At 46.1% G+C, this 26,323-nt stretch carries 26 protein-coding genes and 1 riboswitch; of the genes, 11 read left to right on the top strand and 15 right to left on the bottom strand.

What is annotated here, in order from left to right; genetic code table 11:
- Positions 1–368: 368 nt before the first annotated feature.
- Both ACFW2W_RS21350 and ACFW2W_RS21345 read right to left on the bottom strand, forming a co-directional pair.
- Positions 369–1,412: a DUF1611 domain-containing protein gene (locus ACFW2W_RS21350; protein ID WP_378182903.1), complete on the bottom strand. Its 1,044-nt coding sequence runs from the start codon at positions 1,410–1,412 to the stop codon at positions 369–371.
- A 35-nt stretch (positions 1,413–1,447) separates the two neighbouring features.
- Positions 1,448–2,521: a dipeptide epimerase gene (locus tag ACFW2W_RS21345; RefSeq protein WP_378182900.1), complete on the bottom strand. Its 1,074-nt coding sequence runs from the start codon at positions 2,519–2,521 to the stop codon at positions 1,448–1,450.
- A 46-nt stretch (positions 2,522–2,567) separates the two neighbouring features.
- Between ACFW2W_RS21345 and ACFW2W_RS21340 the strand changes: the two genes are divergently transcribed.
- A complete protein-coding gene (locus ACFW2W_RS21340; RefSeq protein ID WP_378182897.1) occupies positions 2,568–3,158 on the top strand; it encodes an NUDIX hydrolase in 591 nt (196 codons plus the stop codon).
- A gap of 76 nt (positions 3,159–3,234) precedes the next feature.
- On the opposite strand, the gene ACFW2W_RS21335 is transcribed toward ACFW2W_RS21340, so the two are convergent.
- On the bottom strand, positions 3,235–3,537 hold the full coding sequence (locus ACFW2W_RS21335) for a DUF6464 family protein (RefSeq protein WP_378182894.1): 303 nt from the start codon (positions 3,535–3,537) through the stop codon (positions 3,235–3,237).
- A 459-nt stretch (positions 3,538–3,996) separates the two neighbouring features.
- Between ACFW2W_RS21335 and ACFW2W_RS21330 the strand changes: the two genes are divergently transcribed.
- The 4 genes from ACFW2W_RS21330 (at position 3,997) to ACFW2W_RS21315 (ending at position 6,976) form a co-directional block, all read left to right on the top strand.
- On the top strand, positions 3,997–4,713 hold the full coding sequence (locus ACFW2W_RS21330) for a hypothetical protein (RefSeq protein WP_378182891.1): 717 nt from the start codon (positions 3,997–3,999) through the stop codon (positions 4,711–4,713).
- Between the two features lie 94 nt (positions 4,714–4,807).
- The gene (locus tag ACFW2W_RS21325; protein ID WP_378182888.1) at positions 4,808–5,869 is read left to right on the top strand and encodes a CHAD domain-containing protein; all 1,062 of its coding nucleotides are present in this window, start codon (positions 4,808–4,810) and stop codon (positions 5,867–5,869) included.
- 69 nt (positions 5,870–5,938) lie between these two features.
- Positions 5,939–6,361 (top strand): acyl-CoA thioesterase, encoded by a 423-nt coding sequence (locus ACFW2W_RS21320; RefSeq protein ID WP_378182886.1) that lies wholly within the window; start codon positions 5,939–5,941, stop codon positions 6,359–6,361.
- A 264-nt stretch (positions 6,362–6,625) separates the two neighbouring features.
- On the top strand, positions 6,626–6,976 hold the full coding sequence (locus tag ACFW2W_RS21315; RefSeq protein ID WP_378182884.1) for a hypothetical protein: 351 nt from the start codon (positions 6,626–6,628) through the stop codon (positions 6,974–6,976).
- A gap of 171 nt (positions 6,977–7,147) precedes the next feature.
- Here the strand turns inward: ACFW2W_RS21315 and ACFW2W_RS21310 are convergent, their stop codons facing one another.
- Positions 7,148–7,294, bottom strand: a complete 147-nt coding sequence (locus ACFW2W_RS21310) for a hypothetical protein (protein ID WP_378182881.1) — start codon at positions 7,292–7,294, stop codon at positions 7,148–7,150.
- A 320-nt stretch (positions 7,295–7,614) separates the two neighbouring features.
- Here ACFW2W_RS21310 and ACFW2W_RS21305 point away from each other — a divergent pair, with 320 nt between their 5' ends.
- Both ACFW2W_RS21305 and ACFW2W_RS21300 read left to right on the top strand, forming a co-directional pair.
- The gene (locus ACFW2W_RS21305) at positions 7,615–8,307 is read left to right on the top strand and encodes a hypothetical protein (protein ID WP_378182878.1); all 693 of its coding nucleotides are present in this window, start codon (positions 7,615–7,617) and stop codon (positions 8,305–8,307) included.
- 29 nt (positions 8,308–8,336) lie between these two features.
- Entirely contained in the window at positions 8,337–8,912 is a 576-nt protein-coding gene (locus ACFW2W_RS21300) for a hypothetical protein (protein WP_378182875.1), read from the top strand.
- A 143-nt stretch (positions 8,913–9,055) separates the two neighbouring features.
- Here ACFW2W_RS21300 and uvsE read toward each other — a convergent pair whose 3' ends face one another.
- The 3 genes from uvsE to ACFW2W_RS21285 form a co-directional block, all read right to left on the bottom strand.
- The gene (gene uvsE, locus ACFW2W_RS21295) at positions 9,056–10,138 is read right to left on the bottom strand and encodes a UV DNA damage repair endonuclease UvsE (protein ID WP_378182872.1); all 1,083 of its coding nucleotides are present in this window, start codon (positions 10,136–10,138) and stop codon (positions 9,056–9,058) included.
- A gap of 293 nt (positions 10,139–10,431) precedes the next feature.
- Positions 10,432–11,073 carry a hypothetical protein gene (locus tag ACFW2W_RS21290; RefSeq protein ID WP_378182869.1) on the bottom strand — a complete coding sequence of 214 codons (642 nt, stop codon included), beginning with the start codon at positions 11,071–11,073 and terminating at the stop codon, positions 10,432–10,434.
- 63 nt (positions 11,074–11,136) lie between these two features.
- Positions 11,137–11,334 carry a hypothetical protein gene (locus ACFW2W_RS21285; RefSeq protein ID WP_378182866.1) on the bottom strand — a complete coding sequence of 66 codons (198 nt, stop codon included), beginning with the start codon at positions 11,332–11,334 and terminating at the stop codon, positions 11,137–11,139.
- Positions 11,335–11,772: 438 nt separating this feature from the next.
- Between ACFW2W_RS21285 and dacB the strand changes: the two genes are divergently transcribed.
- On the top strand, positions 11,773–13,275 hold the full coding sequence (gene dacB / locus ACFW2W_RS21280) for a D-alanyl-D-alanine carboxypeptidase/D-alanyl-D-alanine-endopeptidase (protein WP_378182863.1): 1,503 nt from the start codon (positions 11,773–11,775) through the stop codon (positions 13,273–13,275).
- Between the two features lie 445 nt (positions 13,276–13,720).
- Here dacB and ACFW2W_RS21275 read toward each other — a convergent pair whose 3' ends face one another.
- The 6 genes from ACFW2W_RS21275 to ACFW2W_RS21250 form a co-directional block, all read right to left on the bottom strand.
- The gene (locus ACFW2W_RS21275) at positions 13,721–14,779 is read right to left on the bottom strand and encodes an ABC transporter ATP-binding protein (protein WP_378182860.1); all 1,059 of its coding nucleotides are present in this window, start codon (positions 14,777–14,779) and stop codon (positions 13,721–13,723) included.
- 177 nt (positions 14,780–14,956) lie between these two features.
- Entirely contained in the window at positions 14,957–16,552 is a 1,596-nt protein-coding gene (locus ACFW2W_RS21270; protein WP_378182857.1) for an ABC transporter permease, read from the bottom strand.
- 245 nt (positions 16,553–16,797) lie between these two features.
- The gene (locus tag ACFW2W_RS21265; protein ID WP_378182854.1) at positions 16,798–17,889 is read right to left on the bottom strand and encodes an iron ABC transporter substrate-binding protein; all 1,092 of its coding nucleotides are present in this window, start codon (positions 17,887–17,889) and stop codon (positions 16,798–16,800) included.
- Between the two features lie 339 nt (positions 17,890–18,228).
- Complete coding sequence (locus ACFW2W_RS21260; protein ID WP_378182851.1) at positions 18,229–20,586, bottom strand: TonB-dependent receptor domain-containing protein; 2,358 nt, start codon at positions 20,584–20,586, stop codon at positions 18,229–18,231.
- 118 nt (positions 20,587–20,704) lie between these two features.
- Positions 20,705–21,001 (bottom strand): tetratricopeptide repeat protein, encoded by a 297-nt coding sequence (locus ACFW2W_RS21255; RefSeq protein WP_378183058.1) that lies wholly within the window; start codon positions 20,999–21,001, stop codon positions 20,705–20,707.
- Positions 21,002–21,319, bottom strand: a complete 318-nt coding sequence (locus ACFW2W_RS21250; RefSeq protein WP_378182848.1) for a tetratricopeptide repeat protein — start codon at positions 21,317–21,319, stop codon at positions 21,002–21,004.
- Positions 21,320–21,467: 148 nt separating this feature from the next.
- Here ACFW2W_RS21250 and ACFW2W_RS21245 point away from each other — a divergent pair, with 148 nt between their 5' ends.
- A complete protein-coding gene (locus ACFW2W_RS21245; protein WP_378182845.1) occupies positions 21,468–21,890 on the top strand; it encodes a BlaI/MecI/CopY family transcriptional regulator in 423 nt (140 codons plus the stop codon).
- A complete protein-coding gene (locus tag ACFW2W_RS21240; protein ID WP_378182842.1) occupies positions 21,890–22,732 on the top strand; it encodes a M56 family metallopeptidase in 843 nt (280 codons plus the stop codon). The genes ACFW2W_RS21245 and ACFW2W_RS21240 overlap by 1 nt, the downstream gene beginning before the upstream one ends.
- 88 nt (positions 22,733–22,820) lie before the next feature.
- On the opposite strand, the gene ACFW2W_RS21235 is transcribed toward ACFW2W_RS21240, so the two are convergent.
- Positions 22,821–23,483: a HupE/UreJ family protein gene (locus ACFW2W_RS21235; protein ID WP_378182840.1), complete on the bottom strand. Its 663-nt coding sequence runs from the start codon at positions 23,481–23,483 to the stop codon at positions 22,821–22,823.
- A 20-nt stretch (positions 23,484–23,503) separates the two neighbouring features.
- Positions 23,504–23,654, bottom strand: a riboswitch (cobalamin riboswitch).
- Positions 23,655–23,748: 94 nt separating this feature from the next.
- Between ACFW2W_RS21235 and ACFW2W_RS21230 the strand changes: the two genes are divergently transcribed.
- On the top strand, positions 23,749–24,186 hold the full coding sequence (locus tag ACFW2W_RS21230; RefSeq protein ID WP_378182838.1) for a hypothetical protein: 438 nt from the start codon (positions 23,749–23,751) through the stop codon (positions 24,184–24,186).
- A 239-nt stretch (positions 24,187–24,425) separates the two neighbouring features.
- Here ACFW2W_RS21230 and ACFW2W_RS21225 read toward each other — a convergent pair whose 3' ends face one another.
- The gene (locus ACFW2W_RS21225) at positions 24,426–26,174 is read right to left on the bottom strand and encodes an ABC transporter ATP-binding protein (RefSeq protein ID WP_378183056.1); all 1,749 of its coding nucleotides are present in this window, start codon (positions 26,172–26,174) and stop codon (positions 24,426–24,428) included.
- Between the last annotated feature and the right edge of the window lie 149 nt (positions 26,175–26,323).

Genomic DNA, 26,323 nt, shown 5'->3' with positions numbered 1-26,323 from the left:
TCTCCTTTTCATCCAACTGGGGTATCGTTCTTGAGAAATAAAGTTGCTTCTGATGCCCTAATTCCCAGGAGATAAGCGGTAATCAAAGCTAAAGGCAATTTAGGCTAAATTTAAGCGATTAATGCCGAATTTGGCGTTATCCTGCGCGATCGCTCTGACAAAAACAGGACTTACGCAAATATCACTACATCTGCCACCGCAATCCCCCTGGGGGATTGAACCCGAAAAAACGCTATATGTATAAGCTTTGCGTAAGTCCCGAAAAAATCTAGCTGTTCTCGGTTGACTGCAATACGACAGAAGAACCTAACCGCTAGTTTCCTCGATGAAAGGGGACTAGCGGTTAGGTTTTTAAATGGCTAACAGTATTAAGCCATTACGGCATCTAATAGTGTGTCAGCACCAAAGCGGACCGGATCGGTGCAGGGACGCTTTGTTTCTGCTTGTGTCTGCTCGATTGCTCGTTGTGCAGTGTCGCTGTCGAGATGGGCGGTGTTGAGAGCGATCGCTACCACTCGCACCGGCGCAAATGCACCCGCCGCCGATGCTACTGTCTCGTAAAGCTGAATGACCTCTGGCAGCGGCGGAATGGGAACGTGGGGATGATGGCGAAGGGTTGCTTGTTGCGCTCGATGTACCAGCACTAGATGCGTCGGCTGAGTCCCGCGAATCAGTGGCAGCGTTGCCGTTGAACCGGGATGCAACAGGGAACCTTGTCCCTCAACAAACAGAATCTCATGCTCCTCGCCAAAAAGCATCACCATTTGCTCGATAGCACCCGCAGCAAAGTCAACCCGCACGGCATCCAGCGGTATGCCATCCCCCGCTATCATTAAGCCCGCTTGACCTGTAGCTAGGAACTTGGAACGCAAACCGCGCTGTAACGCGGCTTTATTTAGTTCCAAACTGGTTGACATTTTGCCAATTGCCATATCCGTACCGACGGCGAGAACCCGTTTGCAAGAGAGCGATCGCGCCTGTCCACTTCCTATCTTTAATCCTGCGGGTTCCTGACGCACATCCCAAATCCATTGCCCATCTTTCAATAATGCCCGCATTTCTGGATGGGACGCCATTGGGGTATGCAGTCCATTCACGACTGACAACCCCGCTGCTACCCCTTGTTTCACTTCCTGCCACCATTCCTCTGGGAGGGCACCCCCAGGTGGCGCAATCCCAATCGCCAGGATATCGGGTGTGTAAGCTAGCGCCTCTTCCACGGAAGCTACAATCGGCACCGCACGCGGGATACCCGTCAATTCTCGCAATGACTCTCCCGCACACTGGCGATCGATGACTGCCACCACTAGCGCTTCAGTGTAGCGTAATAGCGCCAGTCCGGTTTTGCCGTTGATGCCGCGAATCCCTTCATGTAGCAGAATTGCCACTCGATGTTTAGATGTCAAATGCACAGCTTTTTAGAAAATAGGGAACAGAAATTCATGGTTCATCCTTCGTCCTTGTAGATAACTCCCAATCCGGGTAAATCATTGGGTAGCAACCGTCCATCTTGTATTGATGCGCCGCTGAAAGGATCGTCGATAATATTTAGGTGACTATCTAAATCTAGATAATCCGCTAAGGGTGAGAGTTGTGCCGCCGCCGTATTAGAGATCGCGCTGTCAGAATAGCAACCGAACATCACCTGCAATCCACAAGCTTTCGCTGTATGTACCATGCGAATCGCTTCCGTTAAACCGCCACATTTCATTAGTTTGATATTAACGCCATGAACCCGGTCTGCCAGTTGCGGGATATCCTTGCTTGTAAAGCAACTTTCATCCACAAAAATGGGTAGAGGCGATCGCTTGTACAATTCCTTAAACGGCGATTCTCCCATTACTCCGACTTCTGCTTCTCGTCCTAGCGGCTGTTCCACATACTTAACGCCCATCTTTGCCAGCCAACTGCACATAATCGCGGCGTCTTCCAGACTCCAACCTCCATTGGCATCGACGCTTAGCTGAGCATCGGGTGCTGCCTCCCGAATTGCCATCAGCATCGCTTGATCCGCTTCAATTCCCTCGGAACTACCCAACTTCACCTTCAAAACATTTGCCCCTGTCACCTGCCGCCAGTCGCGCCATCGCTGTAAAGCACCAGATGGAGAATTAATCCCAATCGTCACAGAGGTGGGAACAATCCGATCTCGATCCAATCCCCACAGACGCCACAACGGTAAGCCTAGCCGCTTTCCCTGCCAATCGTGCAACGCCATATCAATTGCCGCCCACGCCGCAGAAGGTGTTTGCTGTGCCGCCAACACCTCCTCAATTTTCTGCCTTTCCCAAGGGCTAAATGCCTCCAACAGCGGCGCAATGCCTTGCAATGCCTCCAAGAGAATCTCCGTGGTTTGCCGCTGTTCTCCCACTCCAATGGAAAAAGGCGTTGCTTCTCCCCAACCTTCAATCCCATCTGCGATCGCGCGTACCCACACATTCATGGTTTGCGCTGTCGTGCCGCGACTGATGGTTAAAGGAAATCGCTTGTTTACCGTGAAGGTTTCTACGCTAATCTGCATTGTTGTATGCTTGATGATTTTTGAATCTACTTTCAAGACTTAGTTTATGAAAAATCTTAACAAGTGGAAAATTTTAAATTCTAAAATGGTGATTAACAATCAATGGTGTAAAGTCAGGCAAGATGAAGTCGAATTACCCAGCGGACAAATCATCGATGATTTTTTTGTGAATATTCGACCTGATATTGCTGTTATTTTACCAATCACTCAGCAAAAAGAAATTGTTTTTGTGCGTCAATACCGTCATGCCGTAGGAGAAATTTTATTAGAACTTCCTGCGGGTGCTTTTAATCCAGAGGAAGAGGATAGTGTTGTAGCAGCCGCTAGAGAATTAGAAGAAGAAACGGGATATGTTGCCGAGCAACTCATTAAACTGGCAACTTTATATGATAACCCACCGAAAGATACAAATGATATCCATTTGTTTTTAGCTGGAAATGTTCATAAAAGCAGCCAACAAATGCTAGATATCACTGAAGATATTGAAGTTGTATTAATTCCTATTTCCGAAGTTATGGAAACAATCGCCCACAGGAAAATTTGCGTTTCCGGAACGATTGCTGCTATTTTCTTGGGATTGGATTTTTTATCTCGTCGCGCTGCTAAGCAAGTCGATGAAAATAAATTAAATTTCTAGAAGCTGATAATGGTAAATTAGTTAGATTTTTTCCTGATTCCCATATCTGACGCATTCATGTTTTTATAGAGTCAACTTAATTGTATTCTCTGGATTGATAATGGAAACATTCTTGGCAAGAACTAAAGGGGTTTACCGCACAACGGATGTAAGGAGAACGAGCATTAAACTGACAAGTAATATCTCCAATTAAATAACCCACGCCTTCAATGTAATGTTGATCTAAAGGCATTTGCATTCTTTGCAGTTGCCTAGCTTCTAACATTCGCATTGCTGCTTGCAAACCCGCTCTGCTTCGTGCTTCTAACCTGCGGACGTGCCACACTGAAAGTAGCCCTGGTATTAGACTAATAGCAAAAATTAGGAAGATTTCTAACACCCGCCTATTACCTCATCTTATTCTCATACAATTCTACCCGATTCATATAAGTAGGCAGCCGTAATTATTTGTAGAGTGAGTAAAAATGTCCGACGACTCGCATTCGCGGCTAAACAAACAAAGCCTGCTCTCGTCAGGCTAATATAAAGTCTGCTCTCGTCAGGCTTGGTTCTTCTAGCCCTAGGCTTCTAGCCTGTGGTTGGATATTGGCTGCCATCGGGATGCTCCCAACGCCATGTCCCTAATTTACGAAAGTTATTAATGTCCATTCTTTAGTCTTTAGTCTGCGAGTAGAGCGCTGCTACGCTAACAGTCCTATTTTCTAAGTTAGCGTGATTTCCCTTTGTCTCCAAGGACAGCCAAGGAAGCTTAAACCAAAGGTATACAAATCTCTAGATCAGAGAGTCTATTCTAGGATCTAGAATGGAACACTGCATTAGGTGTAGTGAGAGAATATCTGTGCTGAACTTTGACTCCTTCTTCCCTCAGGAAATGACGCTTGCGCCCGAACATCCCCTAGCAGCAAATTTCGATTTGCCGATTCCGGTTGCACAAAGCGCATCTAAGGAAAAAATTCGTCAGATCCAACAACGCGATCGCATTCCGGGAGTCGTCAAGCGGATAGTTTCCTTAGATGCGAATACTTTCTGGGAATACTGGTGGTGTGTTCCAGGGCGCATCTTGCTAGCGGAAGATATGGAACTTTTAGAAAGCGATCGCCTCCGCCTAGAATCGATCCTCTCAAAACTGGTTTGGCTGTTTGGCGGTTACTGCTTTGGAGACAATACTCCCCAGCAGGGAGAGCAAGAACCCGTCTATGATTGGCAGCAAGTAATAGAATTTGCCCGACAGCACGGGTTTGAATCTTATGTGCTGGATATCGATTTTCTACCCAGCGCCATTAAGCTGGATAACCGAAATTCCCAGCTAACTGAAAATACTCTCTCTATCACTCATGTTGCCGTTGAACCCGCTCATTGGCATATTGAGTTTTTTCGGCTACAACCCGCTGAAGCTGAATTTTTTGAGATTCAGGAAGTGAAAAACCTCTGTAGCTGCCAAATCTGGACTGGCAAGCCATTCCTCAAAAACCTACAAACCGGCGAAGCTGTCACCCGATATGACTTGTGGGTTTCCTATCCAGGATATATCACAAATACTCCCTGGATGCAATAAGATGCCAATACCAAAATATGGGTAAAAATGTGATATTTTAACCGTTCAACTCAATGCCATTAATTAACCCATCGCGTTTAGAGCCAATATTGCCATGAAAAAGCGTACCGAAGAAAAAGCCAAGACTTTAGGTGACTGGGCATACCTAGCGATTGAAAAACACTTTCAGAAAACGATTAAGCACGAATCTGATGTTATCAAAGACAAAGATCCAGAAGCGTTACACCAGATGCGCGTTGGAATTCGTCGCCTACGTTCGGCGGTAAAGGGTTTTGCACCGGCGCTGGATCTTCCCAAGTCAACCCAAGAAAACAAGATTGGTAAAATTGGTCATAGTCTTGGGGGTTTGCGGGATTTAGACGTGCTTCAGGATGCCCTAAAAAACCGTTACCATCCGAATTTACCTTCCAAAGAACAGAAATCCTTAAAAGAAGCGATGGATGCTCTGGATAAGCAGCGCCAACATGCGCTAGAACAAGTCCGGAAAACCCTGGATGATCAGCAATACCACAAACTCAAGCAATCGTTGCAAGGGTGGTTGAAGCATCCGACTTATCAAGAAATTGCGCGGATGCCAGTAGACCCGGTTCTGCCAGATTTACTGTTGCCAGAAATTAGTCAGTTGTTGCTGCATCCAGGTTGGTTGCTAGGGGTTGAATTTAAAGCGGGACAGATGGAAACTGGGAAGGATCTGGAACCATCAGCCGTAGCGAAACTCTTAGCAGATGATGGGGAAGTTCTGCACAGCTTGCGGAAAGAAGCCAAGCGGGTGCGCTACCAAATGGAACTATTTTCTGACTTCTATGGCCCCACTTATGCAGGTTATCTGCAAGATGTAAAGTTAGTTCAGGAAACTTTAGGAAAAATTCAAGACTGCGTTGTTTTAGGGGAAGTGCTGAGTGATGTCTTGCACTCCAAGCTCAAACATCAACTACCGACGCTGACCGAACAGCTGGATCAAACCGTTTACGAAGCTTGGCAAGAGTGGCAACCCCTACAAGAGCGTTACTTAAATTCCCAAACACGGCAAGCCTTTCACCTAGCGTTGTTGCAGCCGCGCGATGAAAGTGATATCAACAATAAACCGAAGAATGAACACAAGAATGAACAAAGTGGCATAAAAGATGGGACTAGCGGTATCGGTTTTGGCACATAGCTTTAGGGATGCAAAAGTGGCTTTTCCATCGGCTAGCCTGAAAGTTGGAAAAAACATTCTGATTAACGGATGCAAAAGTTCATAACCCGGCTGCGCGTGCGATACCACGAGATGGACTCCTTGGGGCACGTTAACAACGCAGTTTACCAGCATTACCTGGAACAGGCAGCAGTCGAACACTCAGAACATCTGGGATTTAACCACAAGCTCTACGAAGAACTCGGTGGCGGCTTCGTGATGCGGCGGATCGAGATAGACTATTTGCGTTCTGCTGTTGCAGGCGATCGCTTAGAAATTACCACCTGGCTACACCAAATTCAAGGAACCCGTGCCATCCGCCGCTATGAAATCCGCAAACAAGGAGAAGCTCCGCTATTAGTGACAGCGGAGGCGTTGTGGGTGTGGGTGGATCTTGCCGCAATGCGTCCACGAGCGATCCCTAAGCAGCTCCTGGATGCCTTTGGGCAATTGTTCTCTGCGGTACCAGAGTAAAAAATACTTTGTTTGAGGCTAGTAAGTCATTAGTCATGGGTCATTCGTTCTTTGTTACTGACCCATGACCGATGACTTGTAACAATCTTTAATTATTTTGACTCCTTGAATATATCTTGCGGCAGAAGGGTGTGCGATCGCCATACCCGTAAAATCTTTCTGGTCTAATCAATTGACCCCTGGTTTTTATAAATGACCTTGATGGTCAGCGATTCTCGCATATCGCCAGATTCTACAAAATACAACAACAAGGAGAATTAAATAATGCAGCGCATTTTTTCAGCATTAGGGCAAGCATTTCGCAACAGCATTTTGATTCTGGTTACGGTGAGTTTGCTTAGCCTCTCCAATTTATTCATTTTTGCAAATCAGCCTGCTTATGCAGCGACAAGCTCAAGTGCAAATATTAACCGTACTTCAGACCCTACTGAAGACGCTAGTATGCGAGAAGAAGCTTACGAAGAAGCCGCAGAACAGGCTCGGAATCCAGATAAGCAGGATGAGATTTACAACGAAAGTGTAAAAGCAAACAAAGGGCCACAGGCAGAGAATGGCTTAGTTGAAGGAGCCAAAGAACTGGTTGAGAAAGTAACAGGTCAAGGCGATAGCAAATAGCTATTTGGGTAATTGGTTATGAGTCATGAGTCATTAGTCAGTTGCAAGAAACTAATGAATAATGACTCATAACAACTAACATTACCGATTACCCACTCATAGTCGCATCAGGCAAATTAAATGCAAGGGCAGCTATTTGAAGCATCTAGATTCAATACCGAACCGATGGCGCTAGTCGCGTACGAGTTGTGGAAATTCTATGGTGAGCGCTCGGTTGCCCAAGGCGTAAATTTCACCCTCAACAGGGGAGAAAGCGCGATCGTAGGCACTCTTACTGGCATTGTATCGGTCTTGTAGGGATTGTACTCCGGCTGGCATCTGCTGCTATTTTTGCCGCTTATTTTCTTAGGCAGTATCCTATTTGGTGCGATGGGACTACTCATGGCAGGAACGGTGCGACAGGAACGGTGCGAACTATAGACCAGATGATTGCACCCATATTTCTAATATATTCTGCCAAGGTACACTTTTTGCGGCACTTATTATCTGAAGGGGGTGCTAAAATCTTAAAAGTAGTATATCCGTTCTAAGTAATTAGGCTAAATTAATGCCAGTCAAGTTAGATAAAAAATTGGTTAACAGGCACAAAAATTCATAAAAAAATTTGTAAAAGAATATCGCTAGCCATTATTTCTAGCTTGATATGTTTTACAAATAGCCCAACTGTATCAGCAACTTTACTCAATCCTCGTGCTTACACATATCAATATAGAACTATAACTACTCGTGGAGCATTTTTCTCTTCTACATACGGTCAAGAAGATTTGATTGCTCCATCTACTAACAAAAGTATTGGTTTTATTAACAAAGAAATGTGGGTTTTCTTGAATGACAACGAGTGGATTGAAACTGGAGCTACAAAAGGTCCCGTATCCAACAGTCTTCAAACACCTAATCCTGGTTCTTCAAACAAATCATATTGGCAAGGACATTTTGTAGCTTACAAACTATATAATAGCTCAGCTAATCAATATGAGTATCATGAAGTAGCGTATGGGTCTCAAAACCCTACTGGTACACACAACTTTTCAATTACATATATTGGTTCTAATACATGGGTTGTTTATTCTGATTATGCGAGAGTATTGACTATCAGTCCTGTGCCTTATTCATCGTCTAAATATGTACAAGTGGGAATTGAAACGAATGAAACTACTTCATCTTTTTTAAGTGGCACTTTTGCTTCAAATTGGCAGCTCAAAGATACTAATGATATTTGGCACTTGTCTACTATGGCTGTAAATGGAGATTCCAACAATCTAAACTGGTCATCAAGTTTTTCATATAATAGTTCTAACAGCACTAATCTAATTCGTTATAGTCATCCTTAGTTACAGAAAAAATATAAGAGGATTGTTGTATGAAGTTAACAAAACAATTAGGGATTAGACTCAGCTTTTTTGTCTTAGTTGCAGGTGTTATTAGTTCAATCACGATAAAACTTAACTGGTCTATGCAACAAGCTGTGGGACAAGTGCCAAGTAATCAAAACTTACCTGCACTACCACATCCTGTTCCTGCACCTGTAGACCTTAATAAACCACAACCTTACAATGACAATCCAATTCCTACCCTTCCTGGAAATAATAATTTGCCAATAGACCGTTTTATTACTAGAGAACAGGCAATTGGAACACTGCAAAAAAATGCTCGGTTAATTTCCGCAGATTTGAAGCCTTGGGGAGAGCATGAAAAAGAAACTTTTCGGAATGCTCGTTTGCATGATGTCTCAACCGAGCGGATGGTATGGGTAGTGAAAGCAGCTTTTCCAGATGGAATAGAAACTAGGGGAGGTTTCTTTAAAAATGCTACACAGACAGTAACTTATGATGCACAAACAGGTCGTTTTATAAGTTCAACAACAACAGGTGATTCTAGCCCTATAGAGCGACCTTCCTTACAACCATCCGATCCAGCAGAAAAAGAAAAATTTTAAAAACAAAAGACTAAATTGCCTTCTAGATCGTGGCAACTGGAAACACACCCAACATCCCTTTGCGAACCTTGGCGATTACCATTGCGAACTTTTGCGTTAAAAAATAAGTTGTAATATTCAACGCAAAGGTACGCCAAGGAATATTACTCATCGTCCAAGTTTGAACTCAAAACTTTGTCCTTGGGTTGTTCAACTTTCTTAGAAGTGCGTTTTTTTTGCTGAGTTTTCGGTTGAGTAACCTTGTCCAGTGGCTTTTCTTCTAGTGGTTTGGGCAGGGGTGCGGTACCGAAGACAGGCGACCATTCTTCTCGCAATTTAGCGATCGCTTCTTCCTTCAGTTTCGCTTCTACCTCAATCCAGGGAACGTTGCAGTAGGCACTGGGCATCACGGTGATAAAATCGCTATGATGCGGATCGCCAAACGATTCCCGCCCGTTGGAGATATGGACTAGCTGCCATTCTGGCACGGGCCAAGTAGTCCGCGCCGCTGCCTTCATCTGGGCGACGCTGGGGTGTTCGTAGCTGTCCAGCTTTTCGTGAATGACATGGTGGTGGGCGTCAAAGACCATTGGCACGCTAGTTTCGCGGCAAACAGCGAGAATTTCTGCTGCACTATAGGCGTATTCGTCGTTTTCTAGCGCTAATCTTAAGCGAATTTCATCGGGTAAATCGCGGATGACTTGGATCAGTCGCTCAGCGCGATCGCCCTTACCACCATGTATCTCTATCATCGCCCAAGGCGATCGCGGTTGCCCCAATAAATCCATATTCTGGGCGTGCATCTGGAGAATCTTGATACTGTTCTCAATGACAGAGGGTGTATCGGAACTGAGGACAACGAACTGATCTGGGTGTACCACTAATCGGATGCCAAGAACCGTTGCGCGATCGCCTGTTGCTTTCACCTGTTCCCTAAACTCCTCCAGCACCGCCTCACCCAAATCGGTATCCGCAAAGGGAAACAACGCAGAAGTCACTCGGTAAAGCCTGAGATTATTTTCTACGCAGAAATCTAGCGCATTATTCAGGCGTTGCAAGTTGTCAATATATAATTCTCGCAAAACTTGCTGCTGTTCCGCTGTTGCTAGCTGCAATAGTCGTTTGCGCGTCAAGGCGCGGTAACGCACTTTGTCAGACACCGTAATGCATACCAACCCTAATTCGGGTGGTGATTTTGTGGAAGTGAGATGCAAGTTTGTATTTTTAGGCGTATTGCTTATTATCATTGTTTTATCCTAAGTTTTTGTCTTGACTTTAAAAATTTATATCGGTAATTTATAAAATCCTCTTCTTTCCCTTTCTCCCTTGTCTGCTGCGTTGTATAGCGTTGACGTGCATGGCTTTGCCAAGGCGATTTGTTCAAAAAAATCTCTGATAAACCCAATAGGACTCAATACAGTTTTTTTAGTAAAAAGACGCAATAATTTTCGCTGCTTAGAGACGCGATGCATCGCGTCTCTACAATTCAATGCTGTTTAACGAACCATCTTATCCGAACCTTGCATTTACGCTCGCCAAATTAATTAGAAACCGGCACGCCTTTAAATGGCTGTGTATTGGGAATATAAATGTCTAACGTATTGATTCCCTGCGGAACTTGTAGCCAAACATAGGCATCGGCTGAGGCACCTTGTCCAATACTGCCAAAATCCACCGCAGGGGTCGCACGTTTAGGAGAAACCGCTTTGTAAGTCTCGTTCGTATTCGGATTGCGGGCAGCGATCGCAGATGGCACTAAAACGTCTCTATCTGGATCTGTCGGACTTGCAACCCGTCGCATCCGAAATTGCACATTCACGACATTCCGCGAACCAGTTTCTGGATCTGCAACTCGCCTTACCGAGAGTAACTCTACTTGCGCCTTGGTGTTGAAAGCCGGTTGCACAAACTGTCCTGGTTGAATTTTGGGGTTGGTGCTGGTCGCCTCAGCAGTAGTAGTAGGCACTGGAGAGGCGGCGCTGGTGGGGCTGACTGCGGGAGTGCTGTCTGCATCTGGTGTTGGGCTAGATGTTGGCTCTCCGATAGGCGTCGAACCGCTTTTTGAATTAGCTCTAGCGTTGAGTTCCTCCCGCAGTTCAAAAACTTGATAGGCACTGAAGCCACTGCCAATAATAGCCAAAATCGAAAGTACAACTGCGATGCCAGATAAAAAATTGCTCATACCGTTTTGGTAAGGGGTAATGGATCGTGAGTCAGTAGCAACTGACAGTTGGGCTAGCGGTCGTCACTGGAATTTCTGCGGGAGCGATCGCATCGCATCTTCTACTTGCATTCGCTGATACCGCCACCAGCCAGCAGCCACTAAACCCAACGTCGAAAGTACGCTCACTAGAGCCATCAAAAAATATTTACTACCATTGTTCCGACGGGGTGCCTCTGTACGGCGATTGCTTTTATCAAAATCGCGCTCTTGAAGTGCCATGATTATAATTACCTATTTTTTACGGTTGTAAATACAAAAAAGCTATGATTATTCTGTATTTTATTCACTTGTTCCGAGTGAATCAGCTCTACCATTAGAAATATTTTTATTGCTAAACCAATTTGTGCTTTTGCACCTATCTAAGGTAATATTTTTATTGCTGAAGCAGTTTCATTTGGAAAAATCTGAATGGTAAGTAGGTTGTTCAAAGAAAGTATCAGTTCATCCCAGTATAAAAAAACCTGTAGTTTTAAAAAAACAAGTTTATCTATTCAGGACTTAGGCAACATCACCGCATCTGGGGGCAACCACAGGGGGATTGCGCCTACAAAATGCTATAGGTATAAGCTTTGCGTAAGTCCTGCTAGTTTTAGATTTTCCCCGCGCCCCTACTTATTCTTAAAAATTACTAAAATCAGTAAATGCCTTAGCTTCCTGTTGCTCCTAACACAATTGCTATTCTGGCAGGAAGAGGCGAAGGCAAATAATCCCGCTGTTTCTCCGAAGAGTTCGATTAATTCAACGCAGGTTTCTCAAGCCCAAAAGCCTCAATCTTCTGCGTTGATTTGTCCCGCCCAACTAGGAAACGCGATTGATGCTGTTACCAACCGTCCGGAATTTTCCCGCACTCGTTGGGGAATTTTAATAGAACCATTATCTACAAATTCAAAACTGCCAGAACGCAACCTCTACAGCCGCGAACCAGAGCGTTACTTTATCCCCGCATCGAATACGAAGCTGCTGACAACAGCAGCTGCTTTAAACAAATTAGGTTCTCAATTTCGGATTCGCACTTCTGTTTATGGCACAAATGGTGGGGAATTGCGCGTTGTGGGACGAGGCGATCCCAGTTTCAGCGATACCCAGATCAGAAGTTTGGCACAACAGCTAAAGCGCCAGGGAATTAGTCAGGTGCAGCAGCTAATTGTCGAGGATGATTACTTTCAAGGACAGGCAATAAATCCCAGTTGGGAATGGGGAGACCTTCAAGCACCTTATGGGGCACCCGTTAATAGTTTAATTTTGAATCAAAATGCCACCGTGCTGACCCTATCACCGCGATCGCCTGGGCAACCTCTACAAACCGCTTGGATCGATCCTATAGCGATCGCGCAATGGCGAATTGAAAATAATGCGGTGACATCTGAAGCGAAATCACCAGCATCGATTGAAGTTAGCGCTGTACTGGGGAAACCAGTCTTGCAAATTAAAGGTCAGCTGCCTGCGGATGCCGAACCTGCATCCTTGGGTGTGGCAGTTCTCGATCCCGCCAAGTATTTTTTGCAGCACTTCCGACGTGCTTTAGTAATTGCGGGGATTCCTGTAGCACAGTCACAGGTGGGATCTGGCAAAGAAAGCGGGGACGAACGGGAATTAGCTGCTGTGGAGTCGCCACCGTTGGAGACTCTGTTGGTGGAGACGAATCAGAACAGTAATAATCTCTATGCAGAAGCTTTATTGCGAACCCTGGGTGCCACCAGTAAGGGCGAGGAAACCCCGTCTTCACAGAATTCTGCTGCAATGGGGTTGGCTGCTGTTAAACAGGCTTTAACTGAATTAGGAATCGATCCCAATAGTTACGTGATGGCTGATGGTTCGGGGTTGTCTCGTCACAACTTAGTGAGTCCAAAAGCACTGGTGCAAACTCTCGAAGCGATCGCGCAAACTAAAGAAGCAGCAATTTATCGCGCCTCTCTACCTGTTGCGGGTGTCAGCGGCACTTTGAAAAGTCGCTTTCAAAATACCCCAGCCCAAGGCATTGTGCAAGCGAAGACAGGAACCATGAGTGGAGTCGTTTCTCTATCTGGGTATATGAGTCACCCAGAGTATCAAACGATTGTTTTTAGCATTCTCGTCAATCAATCCGACCAATCTGCCCCGATAATACGGCAGGCGACGGACGAAATTGTGCTGCTACTCACTCGCTTGCGTCGCTGTTGAGACTAAGTTGCTTTCAGACGTTTTATTTGGAGATCCCCCAACCCCCTTAAAAAGGGGGCTATGAGCAATTCCCCCCCTTTTTAAAGGGGATCAAATGTGTTGAATCTGACATCTTGCACCATTCAAGGGTCAGCCTCGAAACCCGCCAAGAAATAAATTTCTTGGCTAATAGCAAAAGTCTATTAAAATAGACTGAAATTTTCATCTAGTCAGCATACAAGTCCTATGCAAGAGGACTTTGGCTATTAGCTAGAGATTAAAAAAATCTCTGGCGGGTTATTGCAACTGGTGTAAGATCAGGACTTACGCAAAGCTTATATATATAGCGTTTTGTAGGGGCAATCCCTCTGTGGTTGCCCCCCAGATGTGGTGATGTTGCGTAAGTCCTGAAGATGTGTGTTGGATGCAATGTGTTAAGAGAACCGGATTAGGGCAATGCCCACTTTTAACTGGGGAAAACTCGAACAGTATCACCGGCAATCGATAGCTGCACTCGCATTCCCACCGGCAAGGCAGTGTCAGTCATCGTGCGAGCGTGCAGTTCCTTGCCAGAGGGAGTTTGGAGACAATATCGGTACTCGCGCCCTAAAAAGCGTCGGGTTCGGATGATAACGGGTGCATCAGGAGATGGCTGTAGGATCAAGTCTTCCTGGCGAATCATTAGTTCGCCGGTAAGGCTAGAAATGGGGTCTTGCCGTCGGTTAATTGCGACATCAAAACAACCGACTTCTGTTTCCCACATATCGCCTTGGCGTTGGGCGGGAAGGAAGTTCGCTTGGGTGACAAATTCGGCAACAAACCGCGAGGTGGGGTGGGTGTAGATTTCTTCCGGCGTGCCCAATTGCTCTAAATGTCCTTGACGCATAACACCGACCCAGTCAGAAATGGCAAGTGCTTCTTCCTGGTCGTGGGTGACAAAAATTGCCGAAGTGCCGATTGCCTTAAGAATGTCTCGCACTTCTTCGCGCAACCTCAAACGCACTTGGATATCAAGATTGCTCAGAGGTTCATCTAAGAGAACCAGCTTTGGTCGCGGCGCTAAGGCACGGGCGAGGGCAACCCGTTGCTGCTGACCGCCAGAGAGTTCGTGAGGGTAACGCTTTTCTAATCCTTGCAGACTGACGAGGGCGATCGCATCTGCCGTGCGTTCCTTTACCTGCTGTTTACTCAACTGTTGCAACCCAAAAGCCACATTCTCCGCCACACTCAGGTGAGGAAACAGGGCATAATCTTGAAAGACAATTCCCACGTCCCGATGCTCTGGCGGCACCCAACAACGAGAATCTGCAACCATTCGTCCCGCAATCTCCACACTTCCTCTGTAAGGTCGTTCAAAACCGGCAATCAGCCGCAACAAGGTAGTTTTACCGCAGCCAGATGGCCCCAGCAATCCCAACAAATCCCCTGGATGCAAAGTCAATGTTACATCTTCAACAGCAGGAATTGTATTTTGAATAAACTGCTTTGTTACATTCTGTAAGCGTAAAATTGCCTGTGGTTGCATAACTCAAAATTCAAAATTTAAAACTTAAAAGGGGCAGTTTGATCAAATATCTTTTTGGGATGACAAATAATTTTATAAAACTCTATGGCAATCTTAAGCAATTCATAAAATTCTCTGCCTTCTCTCTCTTGGCGTCCTTAGCGTCCTTGGCGGTTCGTTAAAAAAACCTCTTACAAATCATTTCCGATTGCTATAGCTCCTTACACGCTCTTGAGATAACAGTAATAAAGTCGAGCCAATCGAAACTAACAGCATGAATAGGGAGCCAGTTGCTGCCTCAGCAAACTCAACATTTTCCGTGGCTTTCCAAATCTTTACAGCCAGGGTTTCAAACCCAATCGGTGCTAGCAGCAGGGTAGCGGGTAATTCTTTAATTGCTGTGAGAAACACCAACATTGCGCCAGCAATGACGCCGGGACGCACCAGAGGAAGCGTAACTTCTCTGAGGGTTTGCCAGGAAGTTCTGCCCAAACTCCGCGCCGATTCTTCCAGCTGCGGATTCACCTGTAAAAGCGAACTCCGCACAGTTCCCACCGACTGGGGCAGAAACAAAACAAGATAGGCAAACACCAACATAGGCAAAGTTTGATACAACTGTGGCAAGTAGTTCGCCCCAAAAAATACCAGTGACAGCGCCACCACAATTCCAGGCAAACCAAAGCCAATGTAAGAACAGCGTTCAATCATGGAGGTGATTCGCCCAGGAAACCGCACCGATAAAATTGCGACAGGTAAGGCAAAAAAAGTGGCGACACCTGCTGTAATTCCTGACGCCAAGATGGAATTGAGTGCAGCCGGTACCAGATTCGGAAGGCTGTAGCCGTTATGGAGTCCGCGAATCAGCCAGAACACGGTGATGCCAACAGGAAGCACTAAAGCGATCGCCGTCACGACCGCGCAAAAAGCCACCGCAGGCCACTTCCAACGACCCAGTGGCACGACTTTAGGGGGTCGCTGGGAGGTGGAGCCGCGACTGTAGTATGCCGCACGCGATCGCGCCCGATACTCTAACCACAAAATCAACAGCACCAGTCCCACCAATACCAACGCCAAAGCCGCTGCCGAATTGCGGTTAAAACTTGCCTTATACTGCAAAAAAATCGCTCGCGTAAACGCATCAAACCGCATCAGCGACGGCGTTCCAAAGTCCCGCAGCGAGTACAAAGCCACCAATAAACCCCCAGCAACCAATGACGGGCGTAACTGCGGCAAGATGACGCGAAAGAAAGTAGATTGACCGCTTTGACCTAAACTCCGGGCGGCTTCCTCCAAGGTTGGGTCAATCCCTTGCAATCCAGAACGCACGCTCAACAGCAAATAAGGATAGGTAAATAAGGTAAGTGCTAAAATCACCCCAGGCCAACCGTAAATGGAAGGTAATTCCTGCACCCCCAAAGGTTCCAACAACAACTGCAACAAACTACCTCGTGGCCCAAAGGTGGCAATCAGCGTAAAACTCCCTACATAGCTGGGAACTGCCAAGGGTAAGGTAGTGGCTATCAGCCAAAATCGGCGTCCGGGTAAATCGGTTCGCACGGTTAAAAACGCCAGTGGCACGGCAATCAATGCCGAACACAGGGTCACAATTGCCGCCATCGCTGCACTGTTGAGCAAAATGGTGAGAGTTCGCGCACGGAAAATTAATTCCCAGAACGCTTCCCCGCCTACACCAGCCGTGCGGATGACCAAATAAGTCAGAGGCAGAGCGATCGCGATCGCTACTGCCGCTGCGGTTAAAGTCAGAAATAAAGGGGGTCGAGCTGCTTTCTCCAATCAATTCATCGACGTTTTAATTAACCATCAATCGCTCAGCAAAACGGTGGAGATAAACATCACTTTTGAATGTTATAGCAGTCTTATTTAATTTGTGAAAATCAACCAACCACAGAGGAAACTGAGGAAAGAGAATTTTACAACTTATTTGTGATTGCTATAGTCATGGTTCATGAGAGTTATGAGTTTTGAGTTAGCAAAACTTCTTTTTAATTTCAAATTCCCCATACCTGCTTAAAAACGGCTTAGATTACCTGTGTTTCCTGCAAAAGCTTCAACGTTGCATCCAAGTCGTTCAGATTGCTCAAGTCAATGGCAGTCGCTTGGCTGGGAATCCCATTGAGTGCTTTTAAGTTCCCCGCCGGAGCAATTCCCGAAGCCAGTGGATACTCATAAGTCTTGGTTGCAAAGTATTTCTGAGCATCCTGAGCCAACATGAATTCCACAAACTTCTGGGCAATATTGGGATGTTTTGCACCATCTAAAATTGCCACGCCCGCCACGTTAACCAGGGAACCAACATCATTGGTGAAGTGATGATCCACGGGAGCTTGGGGATTTTCTTGCTTGAACTTTTCCAGGTAATAGTGATTGACAAATCCAACCTCAATTTCTCCACGGGATAGGGCTTCCACAATTGCCGCATTTTTGGGATAAGTTTTGGGGTTGTTGGCTTTAATGCCTTCTAGCCATTGTTTGGCTTTCTCATCCCCTTGTGAGACGCGCAGAGCGGTGACAAAGGACTGGAAAGAGCCATTCGTGGGTGCCCAACCAATTTTTCCTTTCCACTTTGGATCGGTAAAGCCAGAGATTGATTCGGGTAAATCTGCTGCCTTGACTAATTGGGTGTTGTAGTCTACTGTCCGCACTCGACCCGTGATTCCTACCCACTTCCCATCGGGTGAGCGGTAGCGGCTTTCTACCCGATTGAGCAGTGACGCTGGCAACTGAGATGCCCTACCTGCCTTTTGCATTGCTCCGAGTGCCCCGGCATCTTGGGCAAAGAAAACGTCAGCCGGACTATTTTTGCCTTCTTCCAGAATGGCTGCTGCTAACTCAGCGGTGTCGCCATAGCGGACTTGTACTTTCGTCCCAGTTTCCTGTTCAAACTGTTTAATCAGGTCGCTAACCAGTTTCTCTTCGCGACCTGAGTAGACCACCAGTTCTTTTTCCAATGGGCCGCTGGCGGCAGTTGGACTGGCAGTTGTACTGGCAGGGCTGCTGGTTGGGGAGGTTGCATTGGGAGTAGTGGCACTCTGGTTGTCAGAACAGGCGATCGCTAACCCACCACTCGCAGTTGCTAGTCCCATTAAAAACACAAACTTTCGACGCTTCACCAGATTACTCCTCAATAAAATCTTATATTGACAATATTTTTTAACTAGGTAACTAAGAACAGTTTCTCAACTTACCACAAACAACTTCTCAAACCACTACCTGCACATAGGTTTGCTCTCCTTTGAAGCCATCTTCTACAGCCTGTGTTATCAACACTATTTTTAGTAACGTATTGATAATCTTTGAATATAGCTGCAAAAGGAATTATTGTCAATAATTGTCATTAAGCTGCGAAAATCTTGAAGGTGACAGCTATGCAGCTGCGTTAAAAGTCCCTTGTCAGAGCGATCGCTCTGACAACAAGCAGTAAAATTTTACTCTTACTCCATCCAAAATTTTCAGAAATTGGACTGTAAACCAACTCGTAAAGTTAAACCGGGGTGATAAATTCGATTGGCTTTCTCGTACCTTACATCAGCCAAATTTTCTAAATTCACTGTAATACCAAAATTTTTAGTAATCGGAATCCGACCGCTCAAATCCAAATTTAAGAAAGACGGTGAAAAATCTTGGTTACTCTCACCAGGATTATTAAAGAAAGCTCTTCGTGCCCCACCGTGGTAACTTGCAAATAGATTCAACTGCCATCCTCCACTAGCATAACCGATACCGAATTGTCCTACTGAATAAGGAATTAAACCTAATTGAAATCCCTTCTCCAAGCCTGTCTCAATTCGCGCATCTGTATAAGTATAGTTGAGGAAAGTTGACCATTGCGGAGTCATTTGCCACCGCAGTGCCGCCTCTAAACCATTTGTATTAACCAAACCAATATTCGCCCAGCGTCCTGATAGAACTCCGAGGCGATCGTTTAAACGACTGCCGAAATAGGTAAACTGTCCTGTCAAATTTTCTAAAAATTGGATATCGACTCCAGCCGTCCAAGAAGATCCGGTTTCTGGATTTAGATCCGGGTTTGGCAACCAATTATGAACCGTATCAAAAACATACAATTGATCTAATCCAGGATTGCGCTGCACTGAAGCCCAACTGCCCCGCACAGCCACCGCTGGAGTAATAGCCCACCGTGCCCCGACACTGGGATTCAAATAACTCCCAAAGTCACTATTAAAGTTTTGTCTCAGACCAAAATCTGCCTGTAATGAGTCACTTATCTTCCAAGTATTTAAGGCGAATATTGCTGTATGAAACCTATCTCTATTTTCAGTTTCGTTAAGGGCAAGCTGATTAGGTGCTGTACTTAAAATATCCCCATTTAAGTAGCTATTTTGCACATCTAACCCCCAGGTTAGAGTATTGCGAGGAGATGTTTGCCACTGATGCTCTACCCTAGCATTGAGAGCTTGGGAATTCAGGTTACCAGTCCGGTAGAAGATATTTTGAGTCGGGCCATACGTGTTAAAGTAATCTTGATTGTACGAAAGTGTAGTTCTTAGAACAGAATCTTCACCTTCTCCTAGCAAGGTCTTCCAAGATAAACCAATATTAAAAGCATCGTGGTCTAATCTGTCTGTTTGCAGAGGAAAACCAAAATAAAGTAACCCCCGACGGCTGCTAATTTTGGAAGCATCTAAACTAAGGGTATTTCTAGAACCTAAATCTAGTGCAATCCCGCCGAAGTAGTTGCTAGTTGCGGTATCTCCATTAAATAAAAGACCTTCAGAATCCCGATTTGCTGCACCTTTCGGGACAGCATAACGGTTATCTGCCTTGTACTCTTCATAGCCAAGATTAAATCTTAGATTGTCCGCAGAACCCCCGTAACTAATCCGATAGTTAGATTGATTGAAAGAGCCATATTCCACTAAACCATTGAGTATAGGAACTTCTTGCCCCTGTTTGGTGATGATATTAACAACTCCTCCAAAGGCTTCCGAACCATATAAAGTAGAACTGGTGCCGCTGGATAATTCCACTTGTTCAATTGCTTCTACTGGAATGCTATTGAGGTCGGTAGCACCATGATAAGTATTAATATTCGTGTTGATAGGTCTGCCATTGAGGAGAAAAACAGACTGATTAATTGAATGTCCTCTGTAGTAAGTACCCGTATGAATATCTGCGCCAAAACCAGCATCGTTAATGGCAAATCCAGGGAGTCCTCTCAATACTTCTGCTGCACTATTAGCGCCTTGCTTTTGAATTTGTTCTTGATTAATTGTATATACGGGAGTAGACGTTTCCGGGAAAATTTCTCTCTTTCCTGTCACGAATAATTTAATTTCCTCATTTGTTCCTACTTGAACTTCTGGCTCATTTGTCACTTCACTCGATTCAACTGCTTCAGGCGTTTCATCCGCCTCGTTGTCAGGCTCAGACGCTATAGCATTAGTAGTAGCATTTAAGTTGAAAATAAGCGCGGAATTACTTTGAGTAAACTCTCCTGCCGGAATCCCGGCTTTTCCAATTATGACTACCTGAATACTATTAGAATCCAAAGGAGTAACAGATACAGCAGTAATTGCATCAGTAGGGTTATTCTGATAGAAACGATTACCAGAAGGTAAACGCAACTGAGCATTTATGATGTTAGCGACAAAGATATCGTTATCGCTGGATGTCAAAATTTGAGAAGGCGTGCCACCCGTAGTTTCTAAAATTACCTGAATGCCGCTGGGTGTTGGATTTAACCGAATGTTAGTGACTTGCGTAACTTCAGCTAGAACTGGATGTGCAACGAATAATGCTACAGTATTCGCTATCAAAAAGCTATTGAATAATACTTGTTTACTCACGATATTTTCTCCTGACAAAAGTTAAGTTAAAAAGGGGTTCCTCTAACTTTTTTATTTGATCTCTGTTAAATTGATTCGAGGTTTAGCGATCGCATTGATGATTCAATGCAACAAATGATTAAGAAACCGGAAAATGGGTTGACGAATGAAGCTCTTTAAGCACTTGGAGTAAACTTTGATATTGCTCTCGCTTACCTTGTTGTAAGTAGAGATCGGCGGCTTTCTCAAAATCCTCCCTTACTCCCTGCTTGTCTCCCAGCGTGTAGTGGACGAGACATCGACAGTGATAGGCGTCGCCATCCTGAGGATTGAGTTGAATCGCTTGGTTAAAGTCTTCTACTGCTCCCTGATAATCTTGTAGTTGGGAGCGGACAAAACCCCGGTTATAGTAAGCTAAAGCAAGGCTGGGATCGATCTAAATTGCTTGGCTAAAGTCAGCGATCGCTCCTTGCGTATCTCCAGCGGCAGCGCGGGCAAGACCTTGATTCGTGTAAGCTTGAGCATTATCGGGATTGAGACGAATTGCTTGGGTTAAATCCGCGATCGCTTCACTGTAATCTCCGCTCAATACCTTGTAAACTCCGCGCTTGAAGAAGTCCTCAGCACTCATTTGAGCTGTATAGGTACTCGCCGTTGGCATGATTTGTAATGCCTGAGCTTGAGCCATCGGTGGCGAATTCAGCAGTGCCACTACAATGCTGAAGATGATAATAATGCGGGAAAGGCGACTCATAACATAGACGTTTAGAAAGCACGGATACGCCAATCATTTTGAGTTGAGTCGCAGTCGGCGTCAAAAGACAAGCTGTCAAACTTGCACTCTTGTTCAAGTTTGGAGTGTAAGCTATTCAAAGATTGCACAAGGCATAAAGTTTAGATGTATGGTTCCTCTACCTAACTACCGTCCCAAACAACTTTCCCTTGGCCCTTTGGAAGCGGAGATTTTAAATATCGTCTGGGAACTCGGTTCTGCCACGGTTAAGGATGTACACGATCGCATTCTGGCTGACCCAGATCGGGAGTTAGCTTATACTTCAGTAACAACGGTGCTGCGTCGCCTGACCCAGAAAGGTTGGCTGGCTTGCGATAAACAAGAACGTAGCTTCTGCTGGCAACCCTTAGTTTCGCGGGAAGAAGCGCAAGTCATTAAAGCTCACGAACAGTTACACCAGTTTCTGGCAGTGGGGAACCCGGATGTCGTCGCCGCCTTTGCAGATAGCCTGGACAGCGCTAGCGTAGAGCAAATAGAAGCGATCGCGCTTCGTCTTCAATCCGCACGCAAAGCGAGAGAGGAGGGAAAATAATGCATCTAGCGATGATTATGACGGCGTTAGGATTGGCGTGGTGTCTGAGATGCACAAGATCAGATCCATCTGGAAATTGGACGCAACGCTGGCAACGAGCCTTTGGATTATTTTTGTTTCCACCGCTGCTATTGATCGTGACAGCGATCGCTCTCATTTGTATGGGTGCCAACGGAAAAATGGGAGGACTGCAAGCCGGATGGTTCAGTTACTCTCTTGCCTGGGTATTTTTAGGCGTTGCCGGAATTTTATGTCTGAAGCTGGCAAGTGAGGGATGGCTTGCCGTGCAACAGACACGCACTTATCCCCAAATCGAGCTTGAAGGTAGACAAAGCCGCCTTCTCAATGCCAGCGTTCTATTTAGTGCCCAGATTGGTTTCTGGCAGCCTGAATTAGTCGTCAGCCAGGGTTTGTTACAAACCCTCGATCGAGATCATCTGGAGGCAGTTCTCGCCCACGAGCAAGCGCATTACTATTATCGGGATACGTTTTGGTTTTTCTGGCTCGGTTGGGTGCGCCGGATAACAGCTTGGTTGCCAAATACAGAAGCTTTATGGCAAGAACTTTTATTATTGCGCGAACTACGTGCGGATCGTTGGGCGGCGCAACAAGTAGACCCTTTGTTGTTGGCGGAATCACTGCTGTTGGTGGTGAGTGCCCCGCCAGTACAGTCTGAAAGTTTCTGTGCGGCGTTCAGCTCGGTTGCCCCTCGAAACCGTTTGCAGGAGCGTATAGATGCACTTCTGGCTGTGCCAGAAGAGTCAGCTTCATCAAGTTTATGGTCTTGGCATTGGATAATATTGGGGTTTCTGCCTCTGGTAACTATACCGTTTCACAGTTAAACTTTGGTGTTGCCCAATCAGGATGATTTTCGGTTAAATTTCGGGCAAAGACGCTAAGAAAAACTTTGCGTCTTTGCCCGAAATAAAATTAACTGAGGATAGAATTACCCAAGAAAACCACTCCAATCGAGCAGATAACCAAACCGGCAAATCGCTGCCAGGATAAAGGTTGGGTGGCAGATTTCCGGCTCACTGCACTGCCAATCAGCAAGGCAACTAAGGCAACGCCATACTGAATTAAAGTAAAACCCAGAAGGTAAGCAACTAGCGGCGTCATGCCAGCACCGACGATTGCCTCGCCATAAGCGTAGCCGTGAAATAAACCAGCGATCGCTCCCAGCGCTGTCAGAATCAGCCAGTTTGGTTTATTTGGCGTCACCAGCAGCGCGCCAAAGACAATGACGGAACCGGCGATCGCTATCTCAGATGCCGGTAAATCTAGCTTGAGTAAATGAATCCCAGTTCCCGCCAGTGCTGCCGACACAAACCCTGCGGGGATAAATGCGCCTCGTACTTGCCCAACCGCCAGTAATCCAATCGCCACCACAAACGCAAAATGATCCAGTCCAAGCAAGGGGTGGGCTAGCCCTGAAAGGAATCCTTCAAAGAAATTAGACGGCGTCTTGCCACCCGTCGCATGGTGAGCGATCGCACGTTGGGCACATAGCAAAGTGCTAATTAAAACAAAAAATGCAATGACCGCTCGGCTTAGTAGTAGATTCAAGAAAGCATAGCGTCTATCTTTAGACATATTCTGTACCTCGCAGATTTCGCAAATTAATTTCTCGCGGCGGGTATTCTGGCTCTGAGACCATAACGACCGATCTCATTACAGCTGCGGGACAGCGACGGCTCTACACCGAACTTTCCCCGTTGCCTCTGGTGGCTGCTCCCCACCAGAACCGATTGAGTAGGGCAATCATATCACTTCAGTGCTGGCATTTTAAAAAGTATGGGTAAAATGAACCTCAAATAGCTAACTCTAAGAGCCGCTTTATTTGAGGAGGAATCGGAAAATGTGCGTTAATTGTCTGCTAGTTTCGGCTTTAATGTTTTTTACACCCAGCGTTTCCGAAGTGCCATCCAACTCGGCGAATCAAGTTGCATTGGCTCAAGAAACCCAAGTAGCGATCGCTCAGTTAGTTAAAAATCTGCCAAATTCCTCAGAAACTCTCGTCCTGCGAGATGGACTAGGAAATTTGCAAGTTAAACTCGCCAAGGCAAAAAATGACGCGGAAGCACAAGACATTCTCGATACTGAATTAGCCAGTTTATCTCAGCGCATCGCTGCCGCTCCAAACGCGGGTGAAATCAATGAGGCGCTGGAAGACATTCTGATCGTTGATGACAACGAACAGCTAATTAAGGGTTTAAAGGTAAAAACAAGTCCAAATAAAAGTCAAAAAGCTGCTACCTCGAAAGTCCAAAGCTTGAATTGGGGCTGGTTGCACTAAGCTCTTCTCACCTTTGAGTAGGGACATGGCACTCAACTTAAGCCCTGGCGACTGGAAGTCGCGGCTACGCCAACCCCCCTTACCCCCCTTCAAGAAGAAGGGGGGCAGAAGTTGCTTCGCATTTATACACTAAGTCCGCCTAGCGCGGACTAAGGAAAAATCATCAGTTTTGAACCGGAGAAGGCAGGTGCGAGTCTGTATAGCTGCGGTTTCAACCGCCAAGCCAACCTTAGATTGACTTAGCTGAGGATTTCCTTTAGCTCGTGCTGATTCCAAAGCGAACGGTAAAGTCCAGGTTGTTGCAAAAGTTCGGCATGAGTACCAGACTGCACGATCTGACCTCGATCCATCACAAAAATCCGATCGGCAGTCGCAGCGGCAGAGAGTTGGTGGGAGATAAAAATAACCGTTTTGCGCTGGATGCCTTCCGAGAGATTATTCAAAATGGCTGTGGCAGTTTGATTATCGACGCTGGAGAGAGCGTCATCCAAAATTAGAATCGGGGAATCCATCAGCAACGCACGGGCGAGAGCAGTCCGCTGTCGCTGTCCGCCTGAGAGGGTGATACCTCGCTCTCCCACAATGGTTTCGTATTGTTGGGGGAAATTGAGAATTTCTGGGTGAATTTGCGCTTGCTTGGCAGCATTCATAATCTCTGGCTGTTCGCTCAGAGGATTGCCGTAGCAAATGTTGTTTTTGATGGTGGTGCTGAACAGAAAGCTGTCTTGAGGGACATAAGCGATCGCTCCCCGCAAATCGGGCAATTTGATCTGCGTAATATCATTGCCATCTACGAACAAAGTCTCGCTCGGAATATCCACTAATCGCGGCAAGGCATTGGCAAGCGTCGATTTGCCGGAGCCAATTGGCCCTACAATCGCCACGGTTTCCCCTGGTTCAATGGTAAAGCTAACATTCTTAAGCGCGGGAGTTGCGGCTCCCGGAAAGGTATAACTCAGCGAACGTGCCGTTAACTTACCTCTTACCTGTTCAACTGGCAATGCAATTGCCGTCGGGGCATCTTTAATTTTGGCTTCTACCATGAGAATCGATTCAATTCGGTCGATACTCACCTCACCCCGTTGGTAGGCAGTAATCGTAAAACCTAGTAAAGCGGTGGGGAAAACCAATCGTTCGGTATATAGAATCAGCGCCAGAAAATCGCCAATCGTGATTGCACCCGCCACAATTGACCGCGCTCCTACCCATAGCAATATCAGTAAGCTGATAAAAGCCATCCCTTGAATGATGGGAAACAAGGTATTTCTCGTCTTCGCCAATTTGATATTTGCTTGCAACAGGCGGTTGTTTAACCGAGAGAAGGCGCGGCGCTCGTTCTCCTCCTGAGCATAGATTTTGATCAGAGCGATCCCGCTCATATCCTCTTGAATCAGTTCGCTGACGCTGGAGAGTTCCTCTTGCAACGCCAGCTGTTCGTTCCGCAGGCGATCGCTAAACAGCTGCACAGAGATTAGCATAAACGGATAGACTGCGATCGCCAGCAAACTCAGCCGCAAATTAATCGACAGCATCACCGGCAATGTCAGTCCGTAGGCAAAAATCGTATTCGCCAAACTCAACACAGCAAATCCCAGGAGACGCCGGATATTATCCACATCGCTAGTCGCCCGGTTAATCAAATCTCCCGCTGTGTTGCTAGCAAAATAAGCCGGTTCCAGGGTGAGTAGATGCTGAAAAATCTTTTGTTTCAGGTCAAATTCTACTTGTCGCCCGACTCCAAACAGCAGGATGCGCGACACCATCCGCACTACCCACATCGCCGAAGCCAGAATCAGGATCAGCGCTACATAGTGCCAGATTTGAGCGAAGTCGAACGCTTGGCGGAGTTCGTCAACGCTATCTCGAATCAGCAAAGGGATATAAACGCCCACTGCATTCACAACAAACAGAGCGATGACGCCTAAGGTAGCCTGCCGCCAGTGGGGACGCAGATAAGCACCCAATTTTTGCAGTCGAGAGTGAGCCATTCTGTGAGGATTGAGGACTGAGGATTGAGGATTGAGGACTGAGGATTGAGGACTGAGGACTGAGGACTGAGGACTGAGGACTGAGGATTGAGGACTGAGGATTGAGGATTGAGGATTGAGGATTGAGGATTGAGGATTGAGGACTGTCA

It is taken from the genome of Coleofasciculus sp. H7-2 (assembly GCF_042747725.1).
In the GTDB taxonomy this organism is placed as follows: Bacteria; Cyanobacteriota; Cyanobacteriia; order Cyanobacteriales; family FACHB-T130; genus FACHB-T130.
The sequence above is the reverse complement of the archived record's forward strand: the minus strand, read 5'-3'. Positions and strand labels throughout refer to the sequence as shown.